Source organism: Arenimonas malthae CC-JY-1 (genome assembly GCF_000747075.1).
GTDB classification, from domain to species: domain Bacteria; phylum Pseudomonadota; class Gammaproteobacteria; order Xanthomonadales; family Xanthomonadaceae; genus Arenimonas; species Arenimonas malthae.
This window is the reverse complement of sequence record NZ_AVCH01000199.1, coordinates 1-17120: the sequence shown is the minus strand read 5'-3', so window position 1 is coordinate 17120 and position 17120 is coordinate 1. Positions and strand designations below refer to the sequence as shown.

Sequence of the window (17120 nt, the reverse complement as noted above, 5' to 3'; positions counted from 1 at the left end):
GCGCACGACGGCTCCGGCCTGCTGCTGCCGCCGTTGCAGCCCGGCGACATCGTGGTGGACGCCAGCGCCAGCGCGGCGCTGGCGGCCTGGCACCCGCGCTGGCTGCGCCAGGGCCTGCACGTGGTCAGCGCCAACAAGCTGGGGCTCGGTGGCCCGCTGCTGCGCCACCACGAGATCCGCGCCCTGGCCACCGGCGGCCTGCATTACGGCGACGCCGCCACCGTCGGCGCCGGCCTGCCGCTGCTGCGTTCGCTGCGCGAGCTGCGCGCCGGCGGCGACCGCATCCGCGCAGTGGCGGGCGTGCTCTCGGGCACGCTGGCCTGGCTGTTCGACGGTTACGACGGCCGCACGCCGTTCTCGGAAAAAGTGCGCGCCGCGGTGGCGCGCGGTTACGCCGAACCCGACCCGCGGGTCGATCTTTCCGGCGAGGACGTGCGCCGCAAGCTGCTGATCCTGGCGCGCACCGCCGGTTTCCCGCTGGAGCACGCCGAGGTGCAGGTGGCATCGCTGCTGGGCCCGGCCCTGCGCGACGCCCCCGATGCGACGACGGTCGATGCGCGGCTGCCAACGCTGGATGCGGCGCTGTCCGCGCGTGCCCGCGAAGCCGCCGCCACGGGCCGGGTGCTGCGCTATGTCGCGCGGCTCGACGAAAGCGGCGCGCGCATCGGCCTCGAATCGCTGGCGGCAAACGACCCGCTCGCCGGCGGCGGTGGCTGCGACAACCGCCTCGCCATCTGGAGCAGCCGCTACGAAGAACGCCCGCTGGTGATCCAGGGCCCGGGCGCCGGCGCCGCGGTCACGGCGGCGGCGCTGCTCGACGACCTGCGGCGCATTCCCTAGCCGCTCAGGGCGCGGCGGGGCAGGCCGCGGGCAGGCCGAGCGCGGCGGCGATGTCGCGCCAGTCGAACGCCGCCACCGCCATGTCGTCGTGCACGGCGTAGAACACGCCCTGCGGGAACCGCGCGGTCGGCGCCTGGTGCAGCCACACGCCGTCGGTGTTGGCGGTCTTGGTGCCCGCGAAGGCGCCGCGGTGTTCCATGGTCTTGCGGTCGAACACGTGGAACAGGCTGCGGTCCTTGAACTGGTCGGTGGCCAGCCAGTAACCGCTGCCGTCGGCGCAGGCCCAGAGCGCGATGCCCTCGGCCTGGGCCTTGAACAGGCCCGCGCCAATCGTGCGGCCGCGGAATTCGCCCGCCAGGCTGTACTCGCGCAGGGCGGTGCCGCTGGCCAGGTCTTCCTCGCTCACCAGCAGGCGGTCGTTGGCGGCGTCGCCCCAGAGCGATTCGGGGATGCGGATGGCGCCGGCTTCGCCGGTGTCGCCGAAGTGCCCGGCGTTCACGGCGCTGATCCCGCCGCCGCCGGTGGACACCAGGTAGCGCTGGACGCGGCGGTCGAGCTGGGCCAGCGGCGGCAGGATGTCTTCGTCCCGGGCGTCCGTGCCCGCCATGTAGGCGTCGGTGACCAGCACTTCCAGCTGGCCCGAGGCGTGTTCGCGCACCCACAGGCCGTAGGGCTTGCGCAGCTCGGTCTCGCCGAAGGTGGCCAGGGTTTCCAGGTCCGGCAGCGACAGCACCTGCACGCGCTGGTTGTCGCGTTCGACCACGAACAGCAGGTTGCCATGCACCGACACGCCGTTCGGACGCCTGAACTGGCCCGGCTTGCGGCCCTCGGTGCCGACGCTGCGCAGGGTGGCGCCGGTGTCGCCGTCGTACACCACCAGGCCCTTGCCTTCCTTGGCGGTGGCGAACAGCCAGGTCTCGCCGCCGGGCGCCGACCAGGCCGCGGGGGAATCGATGTTGTCGCGGGGCGTTTCCAGGCTCACGAAGGCCTCTTCCACCACCACGTGCGCCACCCCGGCCTGCGACAGCAGCGGGTCCACCTCGGCCTGTTCGTCGGGCTCGCGCCCCGGCGCGCTGGCGCAGGCGGCGAGCAGGAGCAGGGCGGCGGACAGCGGCGCGAGGCGAAGCGACATCGGGGACTCCGGGGCGGGGGCAGTGGATGACGTTTCTATCGCGGACCCGCGTCGGTGATGTGACAGCGCCGCCGTCACGCAAGCGCCACATGCCGGAAATGGAACCGCCTCGCGGCGCACGTACAAAACCGGCACCTCTCACGGAAATTTAACCCCGATGAAAAAGAACGTGCTCGCCGCCTCCCTGTCCCGTGCGCTGGCCGGCGCCCTGCTCGTGGCCGCGCTGCCGGCGGTGGCCCAGTCCACCGTGGCCACGCCGGATGGCGGCGACGGCCGCCGCGGCGAGGCCACCCAGCTCGAAGCCATCGAGGTGAAGGGCGAGATCGTCTACCGCGACCGCACCGCCGACACCGCGCCGGTGCTGTCCTACGACCTCGAGTACTTCCAGCAGTTCGAGCCGCTGACCGTGGGCGACATGCTCAAGCGCGTGCCCAGCGTGGCCTTCCTGTCCGACGTGCTCGAATACGACGGCGTGCGCCTGCGTGGCCTGGACCCGGGCTACACCCAGATCCTGATCAACGGCAAGCGCGTGCCGGGCGCCGGCTTCGACCGCAGCTTCTTCGTCGACCGCATCCCGGCCGAGCTGGTGGAGCGCATCGAGATCATCCGCTCGGCCTCGGCCGACCGCAGCGGCGACGCCATCGCCGGTTCGCTCAACATCGTGCTGCGCGACGGCTATTCGCTCGACGGCGGCTACCTGCGCGCCGGCGCCCTGAGCTACAGCGACGACGAGATCGAACCGCTGGTGGGCGCGGTCTGGGGCGGCGAGGCCCTGGGCGGCAACCTGCTGCTGGGCGCCAACGCCCAGGGCCGCCGCAACCCGAAGCAGAAGTACAGCTGGCGCTACGACGCCCCGGGCGGCGGGCTCGACAACACCGAGCGCCAGACCGACGTGCGCAGCGGCGAGGACTATTCCTTCAACGCCGACTACAGCGTGCCGGTGGGCCAGGGCCAGTTCGGCCTGCGCGCCTTCTTCGTGCGCACCGACCGCATGCAGGAGGAGTTCTCCACCGAGTATTCGGCGGGCGTCGAGACCGACCAGAACATCGAAACCCTCAACGCCAACGACCTCGACATCCGCACCGACAACTGGGCCGTGGACATGGACTATTCGCTGCCCATGGCCGGCGGCGAAACCCGCATCCGCCTGGGGCAGGCCGGCATCGACGACGAGCAGTTCGAGTTCGAGGACGAATACGAATACCTGCGCGACGCCAACCCGTTCCCGGAAGACGACCGCTTCACCGGCGACCGCACCTACACCGACATCCGCGACCGCGAAATCTCGTTCGAACTGCGCCACGAGCGCGACGTGGCCGGCAAGGAGCTGCGCTTCGGCGTGGAGGTGGTCGACAAGGAGCGCGAGACCTCGATCCTGGCCGACCGCAACCGCATCACCATCCCGAACGCGCCCGCGCCGCGCCCGGCGGTGCCGGGTGAGTTCGGCCCCTACCTGCCGGTGGACGGCGGCCTGGGCACGATCGAGGAGCGCCGCATCGAGCCCTTCGTGCGCCTCAACGGCGAAGCCGGCGCCTTCGAGTGGGAAACCGGCCTGCGCTACCAGCACACCGACCTGGACGTGACCGACCTGACGGTGGACCCGGCCGACAGCAAGTCGTCGAAGGACTACGGCATCCTGCTGCCCTCGCTGCACCTGCGCTGGAACCTCGACGACGACCAGCGCCTGATCGCCTCGTTCGCCCGCACCCTGCGCCGCCCGAACTTCGACCAGGTGACGCCGGCGCTGCTGCTGGCCGAGCTGGGCGACAACGACCTGCTGGGCAACCCGGACCTGGAGCCGGAGCGCGCCTGGGGCCTGGACCTGGGCTGGGAGCGTCGCCTGGGCCGCCGCGGCGTGGTGGGCGTGAACCTGTTCTACCGCGACATCAGCGACCTGATTGAAATCGCCAACACGGGCGTCGAGGGCGACGAGGGCGAGGGCACCTGGGTGCTGCAGCCGCGCAACACGGGCGACGGCCAGGTCTGGGGCGCGGAGTTCGACCTCTCGACCCCGCTGACGGCCTTCGGCATGGAGAACACCGGCGTGTTCTTCAACTACTCCTGGCTCGACAGCGAAATCGAGGACAGCTTCGGTACCCGCAAGTTCAACGACCAGTCGGACTACGTGTTCAACGTGGGCTTCATCCAGGACCTGGTGGAACTGGACGCCTCCTTCGGCCTGACCTACCGCAAGCAGGGCGAGGCCTGGGGCCGGATCATCGGCGAGGAAGTGCGCACGAGCTACAACGGCGACCTGGAAGCCTTCGTCGAGAAGCGCTTCGGCGAGGCCTGGACCCTGCGCCTGACCGGCTCGAACCTGCTCGACGCCTCGAAGGACGAAGTCTTCGACAAGTTCAATACGCTCGAGGACCAGGTCCTGCGCGACCACGACGAGTACGAGGTCGAAACCGAAAAGGGCGGCCGCCTCTACCAGCTGGTGCTGCGCTACAGCTTCTGAGCCTTTCGGTTGGCTCTCCCCGGGGGCCCGCTTCGGCGGGCCCTTTTTTTTTCCCGCGCGACGCATTCTTGTTTCGCAGGTATGTATCTGGCGCCGTCCCCACCGCGGAGGCGAAGGTCTCCTCCTGCTCAGTGAAGCCTTTTATTTCGCAGGAGGAGACCTTCGCCTCCACGGCGGCGCTGGTGCATTCCATCCTGTTACGTGACGAAGGGCGGGCGTGTGCGCGCTGCGATGCTTGCGCGTCCCGATCCGGGCCGCAGGGAGCGATCTTTCCTGCCGATCAGGCCGGTTGAACGGGCATCGGAACATGCGAGCAGCACGTGCACGCCTGCGTGTCCCTTCGGACATTTGATGCGGCTACGGGGCCAGCGTGGAAGACGGCCAGTGTGCGAGCCCTCGCCGCCCGGCGGCGGGGGTGGGGTTGAGGCGAAAGGCTCTTCGCCAAGCCCGGAATGTTCGATCAGACACCGGAGGCATCGGTGTGCCTGCCCCGAGCCCACACCCGCCTGCCTTCCGATCAGGGTTCCGGGAGAGTCGCACCGGCGAAGCAGCCCACCGCGCGCGAGCGATCTAACGCAGCGGCAGGAAGCCGTCGGGACCGATCATGCGGAAGGGCACCGACACCAGCCGCATGCCGCCGTTCACCTGCACGGAGAAGTGCAGGTGCGGGCCGCTGGAATAGCCGGTGCTGCCGGCGTAGCCCAGCACCTGGCCCAAGGTGACGGTGTCGCCGGTGCGCACCGCCACGCCGCCTTCGCGCAGGTGCGCGTACAGCGCCATGCTGCCGTCGTCGTGCATCACGCGAACCAGGTTCGCGCGTTTGGCCAGGGCCGGGTCGGTGCCGCCCTCCGCGTAGCCCGAGACGGCCTCGAGCACCACGCCGCCGCGCGCCGCCAGCACCGGCGTGCCTTCGTCCACCACCAGGTCGATGGCGTAGCGGTTGGCCTCGTCGTCGTGGCTGAAGCCGCCGTGGAAGCCCTGGCCGAGCGTGAACTTCGATTCTTCCACCGGCAGCGAATACACCACGTCGCGCGCCTCGGCGAAGGGTTCGCCCGGGATGATGGATAGCCGCAGCGCGTGCCGCGCGCCTTCCGCCACCGGCCACAGCGTGGCCAGCGTGGCCGATTCGCCCGCGCGCAGCACGCGTCGCACCGGCAGCGCCGGTTCGCTGTCCATGCCCACCCAGGCGTCGGCCACCAGTTCCACTTCCACCGGGCCGCCGCTGGTGTTGCGCGCGACCGCGCGCTGGCCTTCGCCCTGGCGCAGCACGTTCAGTTCCGCCAGTCCTTCGGCCGCCGCCGGCAGGGGCAGGGCCAGCAGCGCCGCCAGCAGCAGCGCGGCGCGGTTCATCCCGCCGCCGACCCGTCGGGGTAGAAGTACAGGTCCATCGGCTGCGGCCGGTCGATGGCGAAACCCTGGGCGTAGTCCACGCCCAGCGCGATCAGCGCCCGGCGGTCGGCCTCGGTTTCGGTGTGTTCGGCGATCGAGCGCTTGTCGAGCACGTGGGCGATTTCGTTGATGGAACGCACCACCGCCTCGGCCATCGGTGAATCGTGCATGTCGCGCACGAAGCTGCCGTCGATCTTGAAGTAGTCCACGTCCAGCGAGCGCAGGTAGCTGAACGAACAGAAGCCGGTGCCGAAGTCGTCGAGCGCGAAGCGGCAGCCCAGGTCGCGCAGCTGGTTGATGAAGCGCTGGGCGCGGGCCAGGTCGCGCACCGCGCTGGTCTCGGTGAGCTCGAAGCACAGCTTGCTGGCCGGGAAGTGGCTGCGGCGCAGGCGTTCGGACAGGAAGCCGATGAAGCCTTCGTCGATCACCGCCTCGCCCGACAGGTTGATGCAGCAGGTGTCGACGGTGGCGGCGGCGTCGGGGTGGCTTTCCAGCCAGCCCAGCGTGCGGGTGATCACCTCGCGGTCGATGCGCGTGGCCAGGCGGAAGCGCTCGGCCGCCGGCATGAACTGTGCCGGCTGCAGGCGTTCGCCGGTGCGCGGGTCGCGCAGGCGCAGCAGCACCTCGAAGTGGCGGCCCTGGTCCATGCCGGGGCGCAACGGCACGATGGACTGGCAGTACAGCTCCATCGCCTGCTGCTCCAGCGCCTCGCGGATGCGCACCACCCAGCGCATGGCCGAGGTGCGGTCGAGCAGTTCGCCGCCGTCCAGGCTGGCCAGGCACACCCGGTTGCCGCCCTGCTCCTTCGCGGTGAAGCAGGCCGCGTCGGCCTGCGACAGCAGCTGCGCATAGTCGGCCTGGCCCGGCAGGAAGGTGACCAGGCCGGCGCTGGCCGTGGTGCCCAGCATCTGGCCGTCCCAGCCGCAGCGGTAGCCTTCGATGGCGCGCAGCAGCGCGCGCACGCGGTCTTCGGCCACCATCGGCGTGCAGTTGCGCAGCAGCAGCGCGAACTCGTCGCCGCCGGTGCGCGCCAGCAGGTCCTCGGGGTGGCGGTGCGCTTCGATCACGCCGGCCACGCCGCGGATGAGCTCATCGCCGGCGGCGTGGCTGGCGGTGTCGTTGATCAGCTTCAGGTGGTCGAGGTCGATGTAGGCCAGGGCCATGGGCAGCACCGAGCCGCCGGCGATCTCGGGGCGCACCTTCTCCTCGAAGGCGTTGCGGTTGTGCAGGCCGGTGAGCGGGTCGACGTTGGCGCGCAGCTTCAGCACGCCGGCGCTGACGCGCTGCTGGTGCATGGCGAAGGCCAGCATCAGCGGCAGCGCCGCCACTTCGATCAGGAACACCAGCAGGTAGATGCCGTCCAGCGGTGCGCTGGCCTCGGGGTAGCCGGCGGTGCCGAAGCCGGCCAGGCCGGCCACCAGCAGCATGGTGAGCGCGCTGGCCACCGCGGTCTGCAGCGGCGGGAAGCGCACCGCGCTCCACACCATCACGCCCAGCGGCAGCGCCACCAGGCCCATGGCGTAGTTGCCGCCCAGGCTGCCGCCCCAGGCCATCAGCAGATAGCTGGCCATCAACGCCACGTTCCACATCAGCTGCTCGGATTCGGGCGCGTAGTCTTCCGCCGGCGGGCGCCAGCGGCGGCCGGTGCGCCCCGGCAGCAGCAGCATCAGCGCCGGCGCGATGCTGGTGGCGCCCAGCAGGTCGCCCAGCAGCCAGCGCGCGCCGGCGGTGGGCAGCGCCTCCAGCCCGATCATGCCGCTATGCAGCATGCCGGCGGTGCCCACGGCCGCGCTGACGACGGACATCAGCACCGCGCCGCCCAGCGCGGCCAGGCCGAAGCGCACGGTGAGCATGTCCTCGGCGTGCAGGCGCCGCAGCAGGGCGGCGCCGGCCAGCACGCCGAACAGGTTGGCCGACGCCGACCAGGGCAGGAAGGCCGTGGGCACCGGGTCGAAGAAGAAGTGCACCAGCAGCGTGCCCGCCGGCACGAACCAGGCGATCTTCAGGCCATAGCGCAGCACGCCGGCGAGGGCCACGCCGGCCGCGGGCCAGAACAGCGCGACCTTGTCCGGGCCGTCGACCAACAGCGCGGAGTAGGCGCCGCCGGCGACGTAAAGCGCCAGCAGGACCCCCACGATGGCGATCCGCCGGTAGAGTTCGGGCATGCCCCGAAGCATAGGTCGGGCGCCCGTCGCCGGCTAGGGGGCCGGGCTGCCGCCGGGCGGGTCCAGGTGGGCCGAACCCACCAGGTCGAGCCGGCCGGTGTCCACCAGCCGCTCGGGGTCGCCGGCCAGCGCCGCCTGCAGGCCGCCCAGGTCGGTGTCGCGGCGGGCGCGGTAGGCGGCCCAGCCGTTGCGCCCGTGCGTCTTCACGAAGTAAAGCGCGCGGTCGGCCAGCTCGATCATCTGCTCCCAGCCCAGGCCACCGCGGCCGTCGCGGAACAGCGGGCACTCGATGAAGCCCACCGAGCAGGTGAGCTTGAGCGGTTCCTCGCTGCCCACGTCGAAGCGGTGCGTGGACACCGCCTGGCAGATGCGTTCGCCCAGCATCGGCAGGTGCCGGTTCGGCATGGGCCGGAACACCACCAGGAACTCCTCGCCGCCCCAGCGCGCGATGTAGTCGCCGGTGCGCACCATCTGCGCCAGCACCTGCGCCACCTGCTGCAGCACCCGGTCGCCGGCCTGGTGGCCATGGGTGTCGTTGACCTGCTTGAAGTGGTCGATGTCGATCAGCGCGAACACCATCACTTCGTCCAGGCTGCCGCGGCGCACCGTTTCGCGGTCGTAGTAGGCGATGTCGGCCGGGATCTGGTTGGCCAGGTAGCGGCGGTTGCGCAGGCCGGTGAGCGGGTCGGTCTGGCTGGCTTCCTCGAGCCGGTGGTTGGCCACTTCCAGCGCCTCGGTGCGCTGGCGCACCAGTTGCTCCAGCGCCTCGCGCTGGCGCCGGTGCGCACCCTGCTGGCGGCGGAAGGCCGCGTACAGCAGGCTGGCCAGCAGCGCCGCCGACAGCCAGAAGAACAGCGGCGTCTCGTGGAACCAGGGCTGGATGCGGAAGCCTATCTGCGCCGGCGCCCGGCTCCAGGTGTCGGCGTTGTTCGAACCCAGGGCCTCGAACACGTAGGCGCCCGGCGGCAGGTTGGTGTAGTTCACGCTGCGCCGGGTCGGGTCTTCGAGCGTGCGCCAGTCGGCGTCGTAGCCGACCAGGCGGTAGCGCAGCTCCACGCTCTTGGGGTCCTGGAAGCTGAGCACGGTGAATTCGAAGCTCAGGTCGCGCGACGCCGGCGGCAGCTTCCAGTCGGCCGACGGGTCGGCCGCGCGCCATTCGTCGCCCACCCGCACGCGTTCGATGAGCGTGCGCGGTGCCTTGTCGTTCTTGACGATGCCGTCGGTGCTCAGCGCCACCACGCCGTCGCGCGTGGGCAGCCACAGCTCGCCGTCGTGGATGAAGCCCTTGGCGTTGCCGGCGCCGTTGCAGCAGTAGCCCTTCTGGCCACCGCGGCGGTCGCCGCGCTCGTTTAGCAGCATCTCGCCGCGCACGCGCTCGCGCCGGCCGGCGGCGACCTCCGCCATGTCCGACAGCAGCACGCGGTGCACGCCGCGGATGCCGGCCACCCACAGGTAGCCGTGGGTGTCGTGGGTGATGAAGAAGGGCGAGTTCACCGGCATGCCCTGGGCGTCGGAGAACGCGTGCCAGCGCTTGCCGTCGAACAGGAACACTTCCTCCGACAGCGCGCCGATCACCAGCTGGCCGTCGGGCAGTTCGTGGATGGAGGTGACGTCGAGGTCGGCGCGCAGGCCGGCGTCGAGGCCCAGTGGTTCGATGCGGTCGCCGATGACTTCGTGCAGGCCCGACTGCGTGCCCAGCAGCAGGCGGCCGTCGCGGGTCTCGTAGAGCAGGCGCGTGCGCGGGTCGCGCAGGCCCTGCACCGGGCCGAAGGACTTCAGGCCGTCGCGGGTGAGCCGGTGCAGGCCCTGGTTGGTGGCGAACCAGAGCGCGCCGCGGCGGTCGCGCACGATGCCGTTGACCTGGGCGCTGCGCATGGGCGCCAGTTCGGGCGGCGTTTCCAGCCGGTCGCCGCGCAGCACGGCGACGCCGCGGCGGGTGCCGATCCAGGTGGCGTCTTCTTCCGGCAGCAGGGTGTAGGCATTGGGGTGGGGCAGGTCGGCGCCGGCCACCACGGTTTCGAAGCGGCCGTCGCGCATGATCGCCAGGCCGTTGTTGGTGCCGGCCCACAGGCGGCCGGCCGGGCCGCGCGCCACCGACCACAGGATGGGGTCTTCCAGCCCTTCGAAGCGGCTGTAGCGGCGCGTCCAGCCGTTCCACAGCCGGGTGACGCCTTCCCACTGGCTGCCGAACCAGAGGTTGCCTTCGCGATCCTCGAAGGCCGAGCGCACGGCCGAGCCGGCGCGGTCGTCCTTCACCAGTTCGACCAGGCGGCCGGCGCGCAGGCGGGCGAGGTCTTCGACCAGGCCGACCCAGAGGTTGCCGTCGCTGTCCTCGAACAGCGATTCGATGGGCGTGCTGGCCAGCGGCTCGCCGCCTTCGTAGCGCAACCAGCGGTCGCCTTCGCGGAAGAACAGGCCGGCGCTGGTGCCGGCCCACAGCCGCCCCTGGGAATCGAGCAGCTGGGTGACCACGGTGTCGTCGTCGCCCTCGGGCAGGGGCAGCAGCTCGGTGGCACCGTCGGCGATGCGGAAGACGCGGCCGCGGCTGCCGACCCACAGGGCGTCGCCGCGCGCGAGCAGGGCGGTGGCGGGGCGGGGCAGGGGGTGCAGCAGCTCGAGCGAATCTTCGTTGGCGCGGTAGATGCCGTCCGGCGCGGCGACCATCAGTTCGCCCGAGGGCATGGCCTCGAGGTCGCTGGTGTCGATGGTGCGCAAGGGGTCGCCGACGGCCAGGGGCAGGGGGCGGAACGTGCCGTCCTGGTAGACCGAGATGCCGCGGTAGGTGGCGATCCAGAGCCGGTTGCGGGCGTCGACGTGCAGGTCGTGGATCCAGATGCCGCGCAGTCCGGGGGTGGTTTCCGGGTTGAAGGCGGTGAACTTGATGCCGTCGAACCGCGCCAGGCCGGCCTGGGTGCCGACCCACACGTACCCCTGGCGGTCCTGGGTGATGGCCAGGCCGCTGATCTGCGGCAAGCCTTCCTCGATGCTCCAGCTGTTGCGGACGTAATGATGGAAGGACTTGTCCGGGTCCAGTGCCGCCACGCCGCCGGACGCCCCGGCGAGCGCGAGCACGGCAGTCAGCGACAGGGCGCGGCGCATTGACGTCACGGCGGGGTCCGGAACAGGCTCGCCCCGACTATTACCCGTCCGCTTTCCGCCGGCAAGCCCGTTCCGCCCTTTCCGTGCCCCCCGTCACGGGGCCTGGCCTTGCCAGGCAGGTCACGGGCTCGCGTACGTTGGTTTTTGGCGGGCGTCATCGCACGCAGAGGGGGGAGGTCTGCCCGGCGTCTTGCTAAGCGCCATCCATGGCAGCAAACGCCGGCCGCTCCGGGCCTCCTGCCCTACGCTTCAGACCTCCCCCCTCTGCGTACGCTGCCGCAATCGCGGCGCATCGGCATTCCGCCGGGACAAGCGCGTGCGCTTGCGCACGAGCTCGCCAGCCGTCTGGCCACGGCGTCAGGACTGCGGCAGCGTGCACACACCTCTATGGATGAAGCGGAGGCAGGATGCCGTAGCGGCCGCGCCTCGATGGGCAGGACGCCGCGTCGAGGCGCGGGCAGCCATAGAGGTGTGTGCGCGATGACGCCTGCCGAGATCAACCGTCTGCGAGTACGTGACCTGCTTGCCAAAGGCAAGCCAGGAAATCAGCACTCGATGACGTTTACAGCCAACCCGCCGCGGGAGGTTTCCTTGTACTTGTCCTGCATGTCGCGGCCCGTGTCGCGCATGGTCTTGATGACCTTGTCGAGCGACACCTTGTGCTTGCCGTCGCCGCGCAGCGCCATGCGCGAGGCGTTGATGGCCTTCACCGCGCCCATGGCGTTGCGCTCGATGCAGGGGATCTGCACCAGGCCGCCGATCGGGTCGCAGGTGAGGCCCAGGTTGTGTTCCATGCCGATTTCGGCCGCGTTCTCGATCTGGCCCGGCGTGCCGCCGAGCGCGGCGACCAGCCCCGCCGCCGCCATCGAGCAGGCCACGCCCACTTCGCCCTGGCAGCCCACTTCGGCGCCCGAGATCGAAGCGTTTTCCTTGTAGAGGATGCCGATCGCCGCCGCCGTGAGCAGGAAGTCGAACACGCCCTGTTCGTTCGCGCCCGGGCAGAAGCGGTCGTAGTAGTGCAGCACCGCCGGGATGATGCCGGCCGCGCCGTTCGTGGGTGCCGTCACCACGCGACCGCCGGCCGCGTTTTCCTCGTTCACCGCCAGCGCGTACAGGTTCACCCAGTCGAGCACCGTCAGCGGGTCGCGCATGCCGGCCTCGGGTTTGGCGCAGAGCTCGGCGTGCAGCGTGGGCGCGCGGCGGGACACGTGCAGGCCGCCGGGCAGCGTGCCCTTCTCGCGGATGCCGCGCGCGGTGCAGTCCTGCATCGCCTTCCAGAGTTCGGAAAGGCCCTTGCGGATCTCCGCCTCGCCGCGCCAGGCGCGTTCGTTGGCGAACATCAGCGCGGCGATGCTCAGGCCCGTCTCGGCGCAGCGGCGCAGCAGCTCGTCGCCCGAGTGGAACGGGTGCGGCAGCTCGGTCATGTCGGCCACGATGCGGTCTTCCGCCGCCTCGTCCTGGTTCACCACGAAACCGCCGCCCACCGAGTAGTAGTCGCGCGTGGCGATCACTTCGCCCGCCGCGTCGTAGGCCGTGAAGCGCATGCCGTTGGTGTGGAAGGGCAGCTTCTGCCGCTTGTTCATGATCAGGTCGTGCTTCTCGTCGAAGCCGATCTCGTGGCGACCCAGCAGCCGGATCTTCTTCTGGCCGCGGATGCGTTCAAGCGCCGCCGGGATGACGTCCGGGTCGATCTCGTTCGGCCAGTGGCCTTCCAGGCCCATCAGCACCGCCTTGTCGGTGCCGTGGCCGCGGCCGGTGAGCGCCAGCGAGCCGAACACCTCGGCGCGCACGCGCGCGGTGCGGGCCAGGTCGCCGTTTTCCTCCAGCCAGTGGCTCACGAAGCGCGCGGCGGCGCGCATCGGGCCCACCGTGTGCGAGGACGACGGACCAATGCCGATCTTGAAAAGGTCGAAGACGCTGACGGCCATGGGGGCGGATCCTGGGAGCAGGCGCGTATTCTATGCCCCACGCCCGCCCCAGCGACTGTACGCCGCCGCATCGCCATGCCCACGCTCACCCTGATCCAGCGCGACGACTGCCACCTGTGCGACCAGGCCTGGGAGCGCATGGCCGAAGCCGGCGTGGCCGATTTCGACCCGCTGTGGATCGACGACGACCTGGGCCTGCAGGCCCGCTACGGCGAACGCATCCCGGTGCTGCGCCGCGAGGACACCGGCGCCGAGCTCGACTGGCCCTTCGACGCTGCGGCGGTCAGGGCGTTCCTGCGCTGAGCGCGGGCCGCAGCACGGCCGGGTCGCCGTCGGTCCGCGGCATCGGCGGCAGGCCCAGCAGCGCCAGCAGCAGCGGATGCACGTGCACGTTGTCAAACACCGGCAGCGTGGTGGCGTCGGCGATGCCCGGGCCATCGGCCAGGAACAGCGCCTGCATGCGCGGGTCGGCCGGGTCGAAACCATGCGCGCCCAGGTGCGGCGGCGCCTTGCTGCGCGCCCGGCGTTCGCGTGATTCGATGCGCCAGCCGGTGTCGGCCTGGCAATAAACCGCCGGCACGCGCCGGTGGCTGCCGAAGGCCCATCGTTCCGGGAGGTCTTCGCGGCGCCAGCATTCCATGTGGTCGCGGCGGCCCAGCAGCGCCGCTTCCAGCGCGGCCCGCTTCCCCGGGCGCGGGTTGAAGCCGGCCTGGCTGCCCAGGTGCACCACCTCGGCGGCGCCGGCGGGCAGCAGGTCTTCGACGAACACGGTGCGGTCGGGGTGGATGTCGGCCATGCCGTGGTCGGAGACGACGACCAGGTTCACGCGCTCGCGCAGGCCACGCGCCTCGAGGCCGGCGACGAGTTCGCCGATGGCCGCGTCGACCGTGGCCAGGGCCGCGCGTGCCTGCGCGCTGCCGGGGCCGAACACGTGGCCGGCGGTGTCCACGCGCTCGAAATAGAGCGTCATCAGGTGCGGGCGCCTGGCGGCCGGCAGGTCCAGCCAGCCCAGCACGGTGGCCACGCGCTGCGCCTCGGGCAGGCCGTATTCGAACGGGAACCAGCGCCCGGGGCGTACGCCGCGCACCGCGGCTTCGGAGCCGGGCCAGAACATGGTGGCGCTGCGCAGGCCGTGCGCCTGCGCGGTCACCCACAGCGGTTCGCCGTCGCTCCACCAGCGGCCGTCGCCCACCGCCGTGCGGTCCTGCATCGAAAAGCCGCCGAGCTCCGGGTCGCTCATGCGGTTGTCGATGATGCCGTGGCGGTCCGGGCGCAGGCCGGTGACCAGGGTGTAGTGGTTCGGAAAGGTGAGGCTGGGGTAGGACGGGCGCATGCCCTCGGCGCGGGTGCCGCGGCGGGCCAGCGCATCGAGGTTCGGGGTGTCGCCCCGGAACAGGCTGCCGGGGTGGGCGCCGTCGATGGACACCAGCAGCACGGGGTGTGCCGGCGCCGGCGCGGGTTCGCGCACGTCGCGCGCGCAGGCGGCGAGCAGGAGCGCCGCAAGCAGCGCGGCGAGGCGGGTCGGGAAGGGGGTCATGCGGCCGGGAGTATCGCAGGAACGTGTTGCGGCGGCGTGTCGCCGCGGGCGGGGCCTTACTGCGGCGCGAGCACCAGGCGCGTGCTCACCTTCACCTCGTCGGGCAGCAGGGCGGTGTCGGCCCAGTCGCCTTCGCCGACCTTGAATTCGAGGCGTTTGAGCGTGGCGCTGCCTTCGAGCACGGGCTTCGGGCCGGGCGTCCAGGTGAACTGCAGGGGCACGGCCCGGGTGACGCCGCGCAGGGTGAGGCTGCCATCGGCCACGAAGCGGTTGCCGCCCAGCGCGCGGAAGCGGGTGGCGACGTAACGTGCCTCGGCGGCGCCGGTGGCGTCGAAGAACTCCGGGCCCACCAGCATCTGGTCGCGTTCTTCGTTGTCGGTGCTGGCGCTGGCCAGGGCGATGCGCACGTCGAAGCGCGCGTCGGCCAGGTTGGCCGGGTCGAAGCGGATTTCCGGCGTGAAGCGCGCGAAGCGGCCGTCGAAGGCTTCGTCCATGTAGGTGGCGCGGAAGCCGAGCGTGGAGCCGGCTTCGGCGCGGTAGTCGGCGGCGTGCGCGGCGACGCTGGCGAGCAGGGCGGCGAGGGCGAGGGTGAGGCGCAGGGTCATGTCAGGCGTCCGTGTTCGTGTCGGCGGCCGGCGGGGGCGGCAGGCCGGGGAGCATGCGCGACAGCGTGGCGTCGCGGTCGAGGTAGTGGTGCTTGAGCGCGGCCGCGGCGTGCACGGCCACGATCACCGCGAGCGCGATGAACAGCCATTCGTGCGCGGCCAGCGCGAACGCCTTCACGCCGGCGTCGTAGCCGCTGAGCTTGGGCAGCGAGAACAGGCCGAACCACTTGAGCGGGAAGCCCGAGGCCGAGTTGTACAGCCAGCCGCTGAGCGGCATGGCCAGCAGGATCACGTACAGCGCGCCGTGGGTGGCCTGCGCGATGAAGGACTGCCAGCGCGGCGTGCCCGGCACCGGCGCCGGCGTGCCGGCCACCAGGCGCCAGAGCAGGCGCAGCACGGTGAGCGCGAGCACGGTCAGGCCGAAGCTCTTGTGCAGGCCGTAGACCTGGATCTTGGTGGGCGAGTTGGGCAACTCCTGCATCAGGAAGCCCACCAGCACCAGGCCGGCGATGGCCACCAGGGTGAGCCAGTGCAGGCCGATGCTGACCCAGCCCCAGCGCTCAGCGGTGTTGCGGATCGGCATCGTCCTGCTCCTGGTCGTTGCGGGTGCGGGTGGCTTCGGCCTGGATTTCCAGGGTGACGCGCTGGCCGATGACGTTCGGCCAGGCGTCCATGCCGAAGTCGCGGCGGTCGAGTTCGGCGCTGGCGCTGAAGCCGGCGGTGCGGCGGAAGGTGAGCGGGTGGCGGGCCAGCTTGTTCAGGCGTACGTCGAGCACGACCTCGCGCGCCACGCCGCGCAGCGAGAGCTGGCCGAAGACGCGCGCGTTTTCCGCATCCACCGGCTCGACGCGGGTGGAGACGAAGCGCGCCTCGGGGAAGTCGGCGGCATCGAAGAAGGGGCGGGTGAGCAGTTTGTCCCGCCAGCCGTCGTCGCCGATCTGCAGGCGCGCCAGCGGGATGCGCACGTCCAGCCGGGCCGAGGCCCAGTCGGTCGGGTCGAAATACAGCTCGCCCTTCACGTCCGGGAACAGGCCCAGGGCCTGGGAGAAGCCGGCGTGGTCCACCTTGAAGAGCACGCGGGTGTGCACCGGGTCCAGCCGCCAGGCGTCGGCGGCGGCCGCCAGGCCTGACGCGCTTAGCAGGAGCAGACAAAACAGGGTTTTCCTCAGCGCATTCATCCTTTTTCCGAATCGGCGCGCGGGCATCGGTGGTTAGTCTAGGCCGCATCGGTGTACGGAGGGTGCATGGGGCCGCCATCGCGAATGCAACGCAGCGTGGCCGCGGTCCTGTTGGGCAGCTTGCTGGCCTGGGCCGGCCTGGCGGCCGCCACCGCGCCCTTCCGCCGCTTCGGCGTGGCCGACGGGTTGCCGTCCAGCCAGGTCCAGGCCATCGCCCAGGATCGCGCCGGCTACCTGTGGCTGGCCACGCCCGACGGCCTGGCGCGCTACGACGGGCTGGGCTTCACCGTGTGGCGGCAGGTGCCCGGGCAGCCGGGCTCGCTGCCGGGCAATGGCGTGGAGTCGGTGTTCGTCGATGGCGGGGACCAGGTCTGGGTCGCGGTGCAGGGCCAGGGCCTGTGGCGTTTCGATCGGGATGGGCGGCGTTTCCTGCCGGCCGCGGAATCGCCGCTGTCGCCGCCGGACGGCCTGCCGGCGCCCGCCGCCCGGCTGCGCGACCGCGAAGGTGCGCTGTGGCAGGGCGGGCCGGCGGGGCTGCGGCGCATTGCGCCGGGTGGGGCGGTTACGGCCTGGCCTGCGCCGGCCTTCGGGCGTGCGGTGCTGGCGCTGTTCGAGGACCGCGAGGGCGGGCTGTGGTTTGGCACGCGCGACGACGGGCTGCTGGCCCTGCCGGCCGCCTGGCGCAGTTTTTCCTTCCTGCCGTCGGCCGGCGCGGAGGCGGAGGCCGTGCCGCTGCTGGCCGATGCCGGCGAGGCCGGCGCCTGGGTGGCGCGCGGCGCGTCGCTGCGG

At 71.4% G+C, this 17120-nt stretch carries 13 protein-coding genes; 4 read left to right on the top strand and 9 right to left on the bottom strand.

Annotated elements, in window-relative coordinates; all coding sequences use genetic code 11:
* The first annotated feature begins 18 nt into the window (after positions 1-18).
* A complete protein-coding gene (locus N790_RS13380) occupies positions 19-840 on the top strand; it encodes a homoserine dehydrogenase family protein (protein WP_084062943.1) in 822 nt (273 codons plus the stop codon).
* A gap of 4 nt (positions 841-844) precedes the next feature.
* On the opposite strand, the gene N790_RS13375 is transcribed toward N790_RS13380, so the two are convergent.
* Positions 845-1972, bottom strand: a complete 1128-nt coding sequence (locus N790_RS13375) for an NHL repeat-containing protein (protein WP_043804990.1) — start codon at positions 1970-1972, stop codon at positions 845-847.
* A 157-nt stretch (positions 1973-2129) separates the two neighbouring features.
* On the opposite strand from N790_RS13375, the gene N790_RS13370 reads away from it, so the two are divergent.
* Positions 2130-4430: a TonB-dependent receptor plug domain-containing protein gene (locus tag N790_RS13370; protein ID WP_043804988.1), complete on the top strand. Its 2301-nt coding sequence runs from the start codon at positions 2130-2132 to the stop codon at positions 4428-4430.
* Between the two features lie 570 nt (positions 4431-5000).
* Here the strand turns inward: N790_RS13370 and N790_RS13365 are convergent.
* From N790_RS13365 to N790_RS13350, 4 genes are all read right to left on the bottom strand, one after another.
* Positions 5001-5780, bottom strand: coding sequence for a M23 family metallopeptidase (locus N790_RS13365; RefSeq protein ID WP_052385963.1), 780 nt, complete (start codon positions 5778-5780; stop codon positions 5001-5003).
* Complete coding sequence (locus N790_RS15385) at positions 5777-7984, bottom strand: putative bifunctional diguanylate cyclase/phosphodiesterase (protein WP_052385962.1); 2208 nt, start codon at positions 7982-7984, stop codon at positions 5777-5779. The genes N790_RS13365 and N790_RS15385 overlap by 4 nt, the downstream gene beginning before the upstream one ends.
* Before the next feature lie 33 nt (positions 7985-8017).
* A complete protein-coding gene (locus N790_RS13355; RefSeq protein WP_052385961.1) occupies positions 8018-11083 on the bottom strand; it encodes a ligand-binding sensor domain-containing diguanylate cyclase in 3066 nt (1021 codons plus the stop codon).
* A gap of 545 nt (positions 11084-11628) precedes the next feature.
* A complete protein-coding gene (locus tag N790_RS13350) occupies positions 11629-13011 on the bottom strand; it encodes an L-serine ammonia-lyase (protein ID WP_043804987.1) in 1383 nt (460 codons plus the stop codon).
* A gap of 75 nt (positions 13012-13086) precedes the next feature.
* Between N790_RS13350 and N790_RS13345 the strand changes: the two genes are divergently transcribed.
* On the top strand, positions 13087-13314 hold the full coding sequence (locus tag N790_RS13345; RefSeq protein ID WP_043804983.1) for a glutaredoxin family protein: 228 nt from the start codon (positions 13087-13089) through the stop codon (positions 13312-13314).
* On the opposite strand, the gene N790_RS13340 is transcribed toward N790_RS13345, so the two are convergent.
* The 4 genes from N790_RS13340 to N790_RS13325 are packed head-to-tail and all read right to left on the bottom strand — an operon-like array spanning position 13295 to position 16331.
* Positions 13295-14548, bottom strand: coding sequence for an alkaline phosphatase family protein (locus N790_RS13340; RefSeq protein ID WP_043804981.1), 1254 nt, complete (start codon positions 14546-14548; stop codon positions 13295-13297). The genes N790_RS13345 and N790_RS13340 overlap by 20 nt on opposite strands.
* A 56-nt stretch (positions 14549-14604) precedes the next feature.
* Entirely contained in the window at positions 14605-15153 is a 549-nt protein-coding gene (locus N790_RS13335) for a YceI family protein (RefSeq protein ID WP_043804979.1), read from the bottom strand.
* A 1-nt stretch (position 15154) separates the two neighbouring features.
* Positions 15155-15736: a cytochrome b gene (locus tag N790_RS13330; protein ID WP_052385960.1), complete on the bottom strand. Its 582-nt coding sequence runs from the start codon at positions 15734-15736 to the stop codon at positions 15155-15157.
* Positions 15714-16331, bottom strand: coding sequence for a YceI family protein (locus N790_RS13325; RefSeq protein WP_156970093.1), 618 nt, complete (start codon positions 16329-16331; stop codon positions 15714-15716). The genes N790_RS13330 and N790_RS13325 overlap by 23 nt, the downstream gene beginning before the upstream one ends.
* Before the next feature lie 96 nt (positions 16332-16427).
* Here N790_RS13325 and N790_RS15380 point away from each other — a divergent pair.
* On the top strand, positions 16428-17120 hold a 693-nt coding region (locus tag N790_RS15380), incomplete at its 3' end, for a ligand-binding sensor domain-containing protein (RefSeq protein ID WP_281174857.1).

Coding starts and splice junctions, on each gene's coding strand:
- N790_RS13375 (WP_043804990.1), bottom strand. CDS start 1,972: ATGTCGCTTCGCCTCGCGCCGCTGTCCGCCGCCCTGCTCCTGCTCGCC.
- N790_RS13370 (WP_043804988.1), top strand. CDS start 2,130: ATGAAAAAGAACGTGCTCGCCGCCTCCCTGTCCCGTGCGCTGGCCGGC.
- N790_RS13365 (WP_052385963.1), bottom strand. CDS start 5,780: ATGAACCGCGCCGCGCTGCTGCTGGCGGCGCTGCTGGCCCTGCCCCTG.
- N790_RS15385 (WP_052385962.1), bottom strand. CDS start 7,984: ATGCCCGAACTCTACCGGCGGATCGCCATCGTGGGGGTCCTGCTGGCG.
- N790_RS13355 (WP_052385961.1), bottom strand. CDS start 11,083: ATGCGCCGCGCCCTGTCGCTGACTGCCGTGCTCGCGCTCGCCGGGGCG.
- N790_RS13350 (WP_043804987.1), bottom strand. CDS start 13,011: ATGGCCGTCAGCGTCTTCGACCTTTTCAAGATCGGCATTGGTCCGTCG.
- N790_RS13345 (WP_043804983.1), top strand. CDS start 13,087: ATGCCCACGCTCACCCTGATCCAGCGCGACGACTGCCACCTGTGCGAC.
- N790_RS13340 (WP_043804981.1), bottom strand. CDS start 14,548: ATGACCCCCTTCCCGACCCGCCTCGCCGCGCTGCTTGCGGCGCTCCTG.
- N790_RS13335 (WP_043804979.1), bottom strand. CDS start 15,153: ATGACCCTGCGCCTCACCCTCGCCCTCGCCGCCCTGCTCGCCAGCGTC.
- N790_RS13330 (WP_052385960.1), bottom strand. CDS start 15,736: ATGCCGATCCGCAACACCGCTGAGCGCTGGGGCTGGGTCAGCATCGGC.
- N790_RS13325 (WP_156970093.1), bottom strand. CDS start 16,331: ATGAATGCGCTGAGGAAAACCCTGTTTTGTCTGCTCCTGCTAAGCGCG.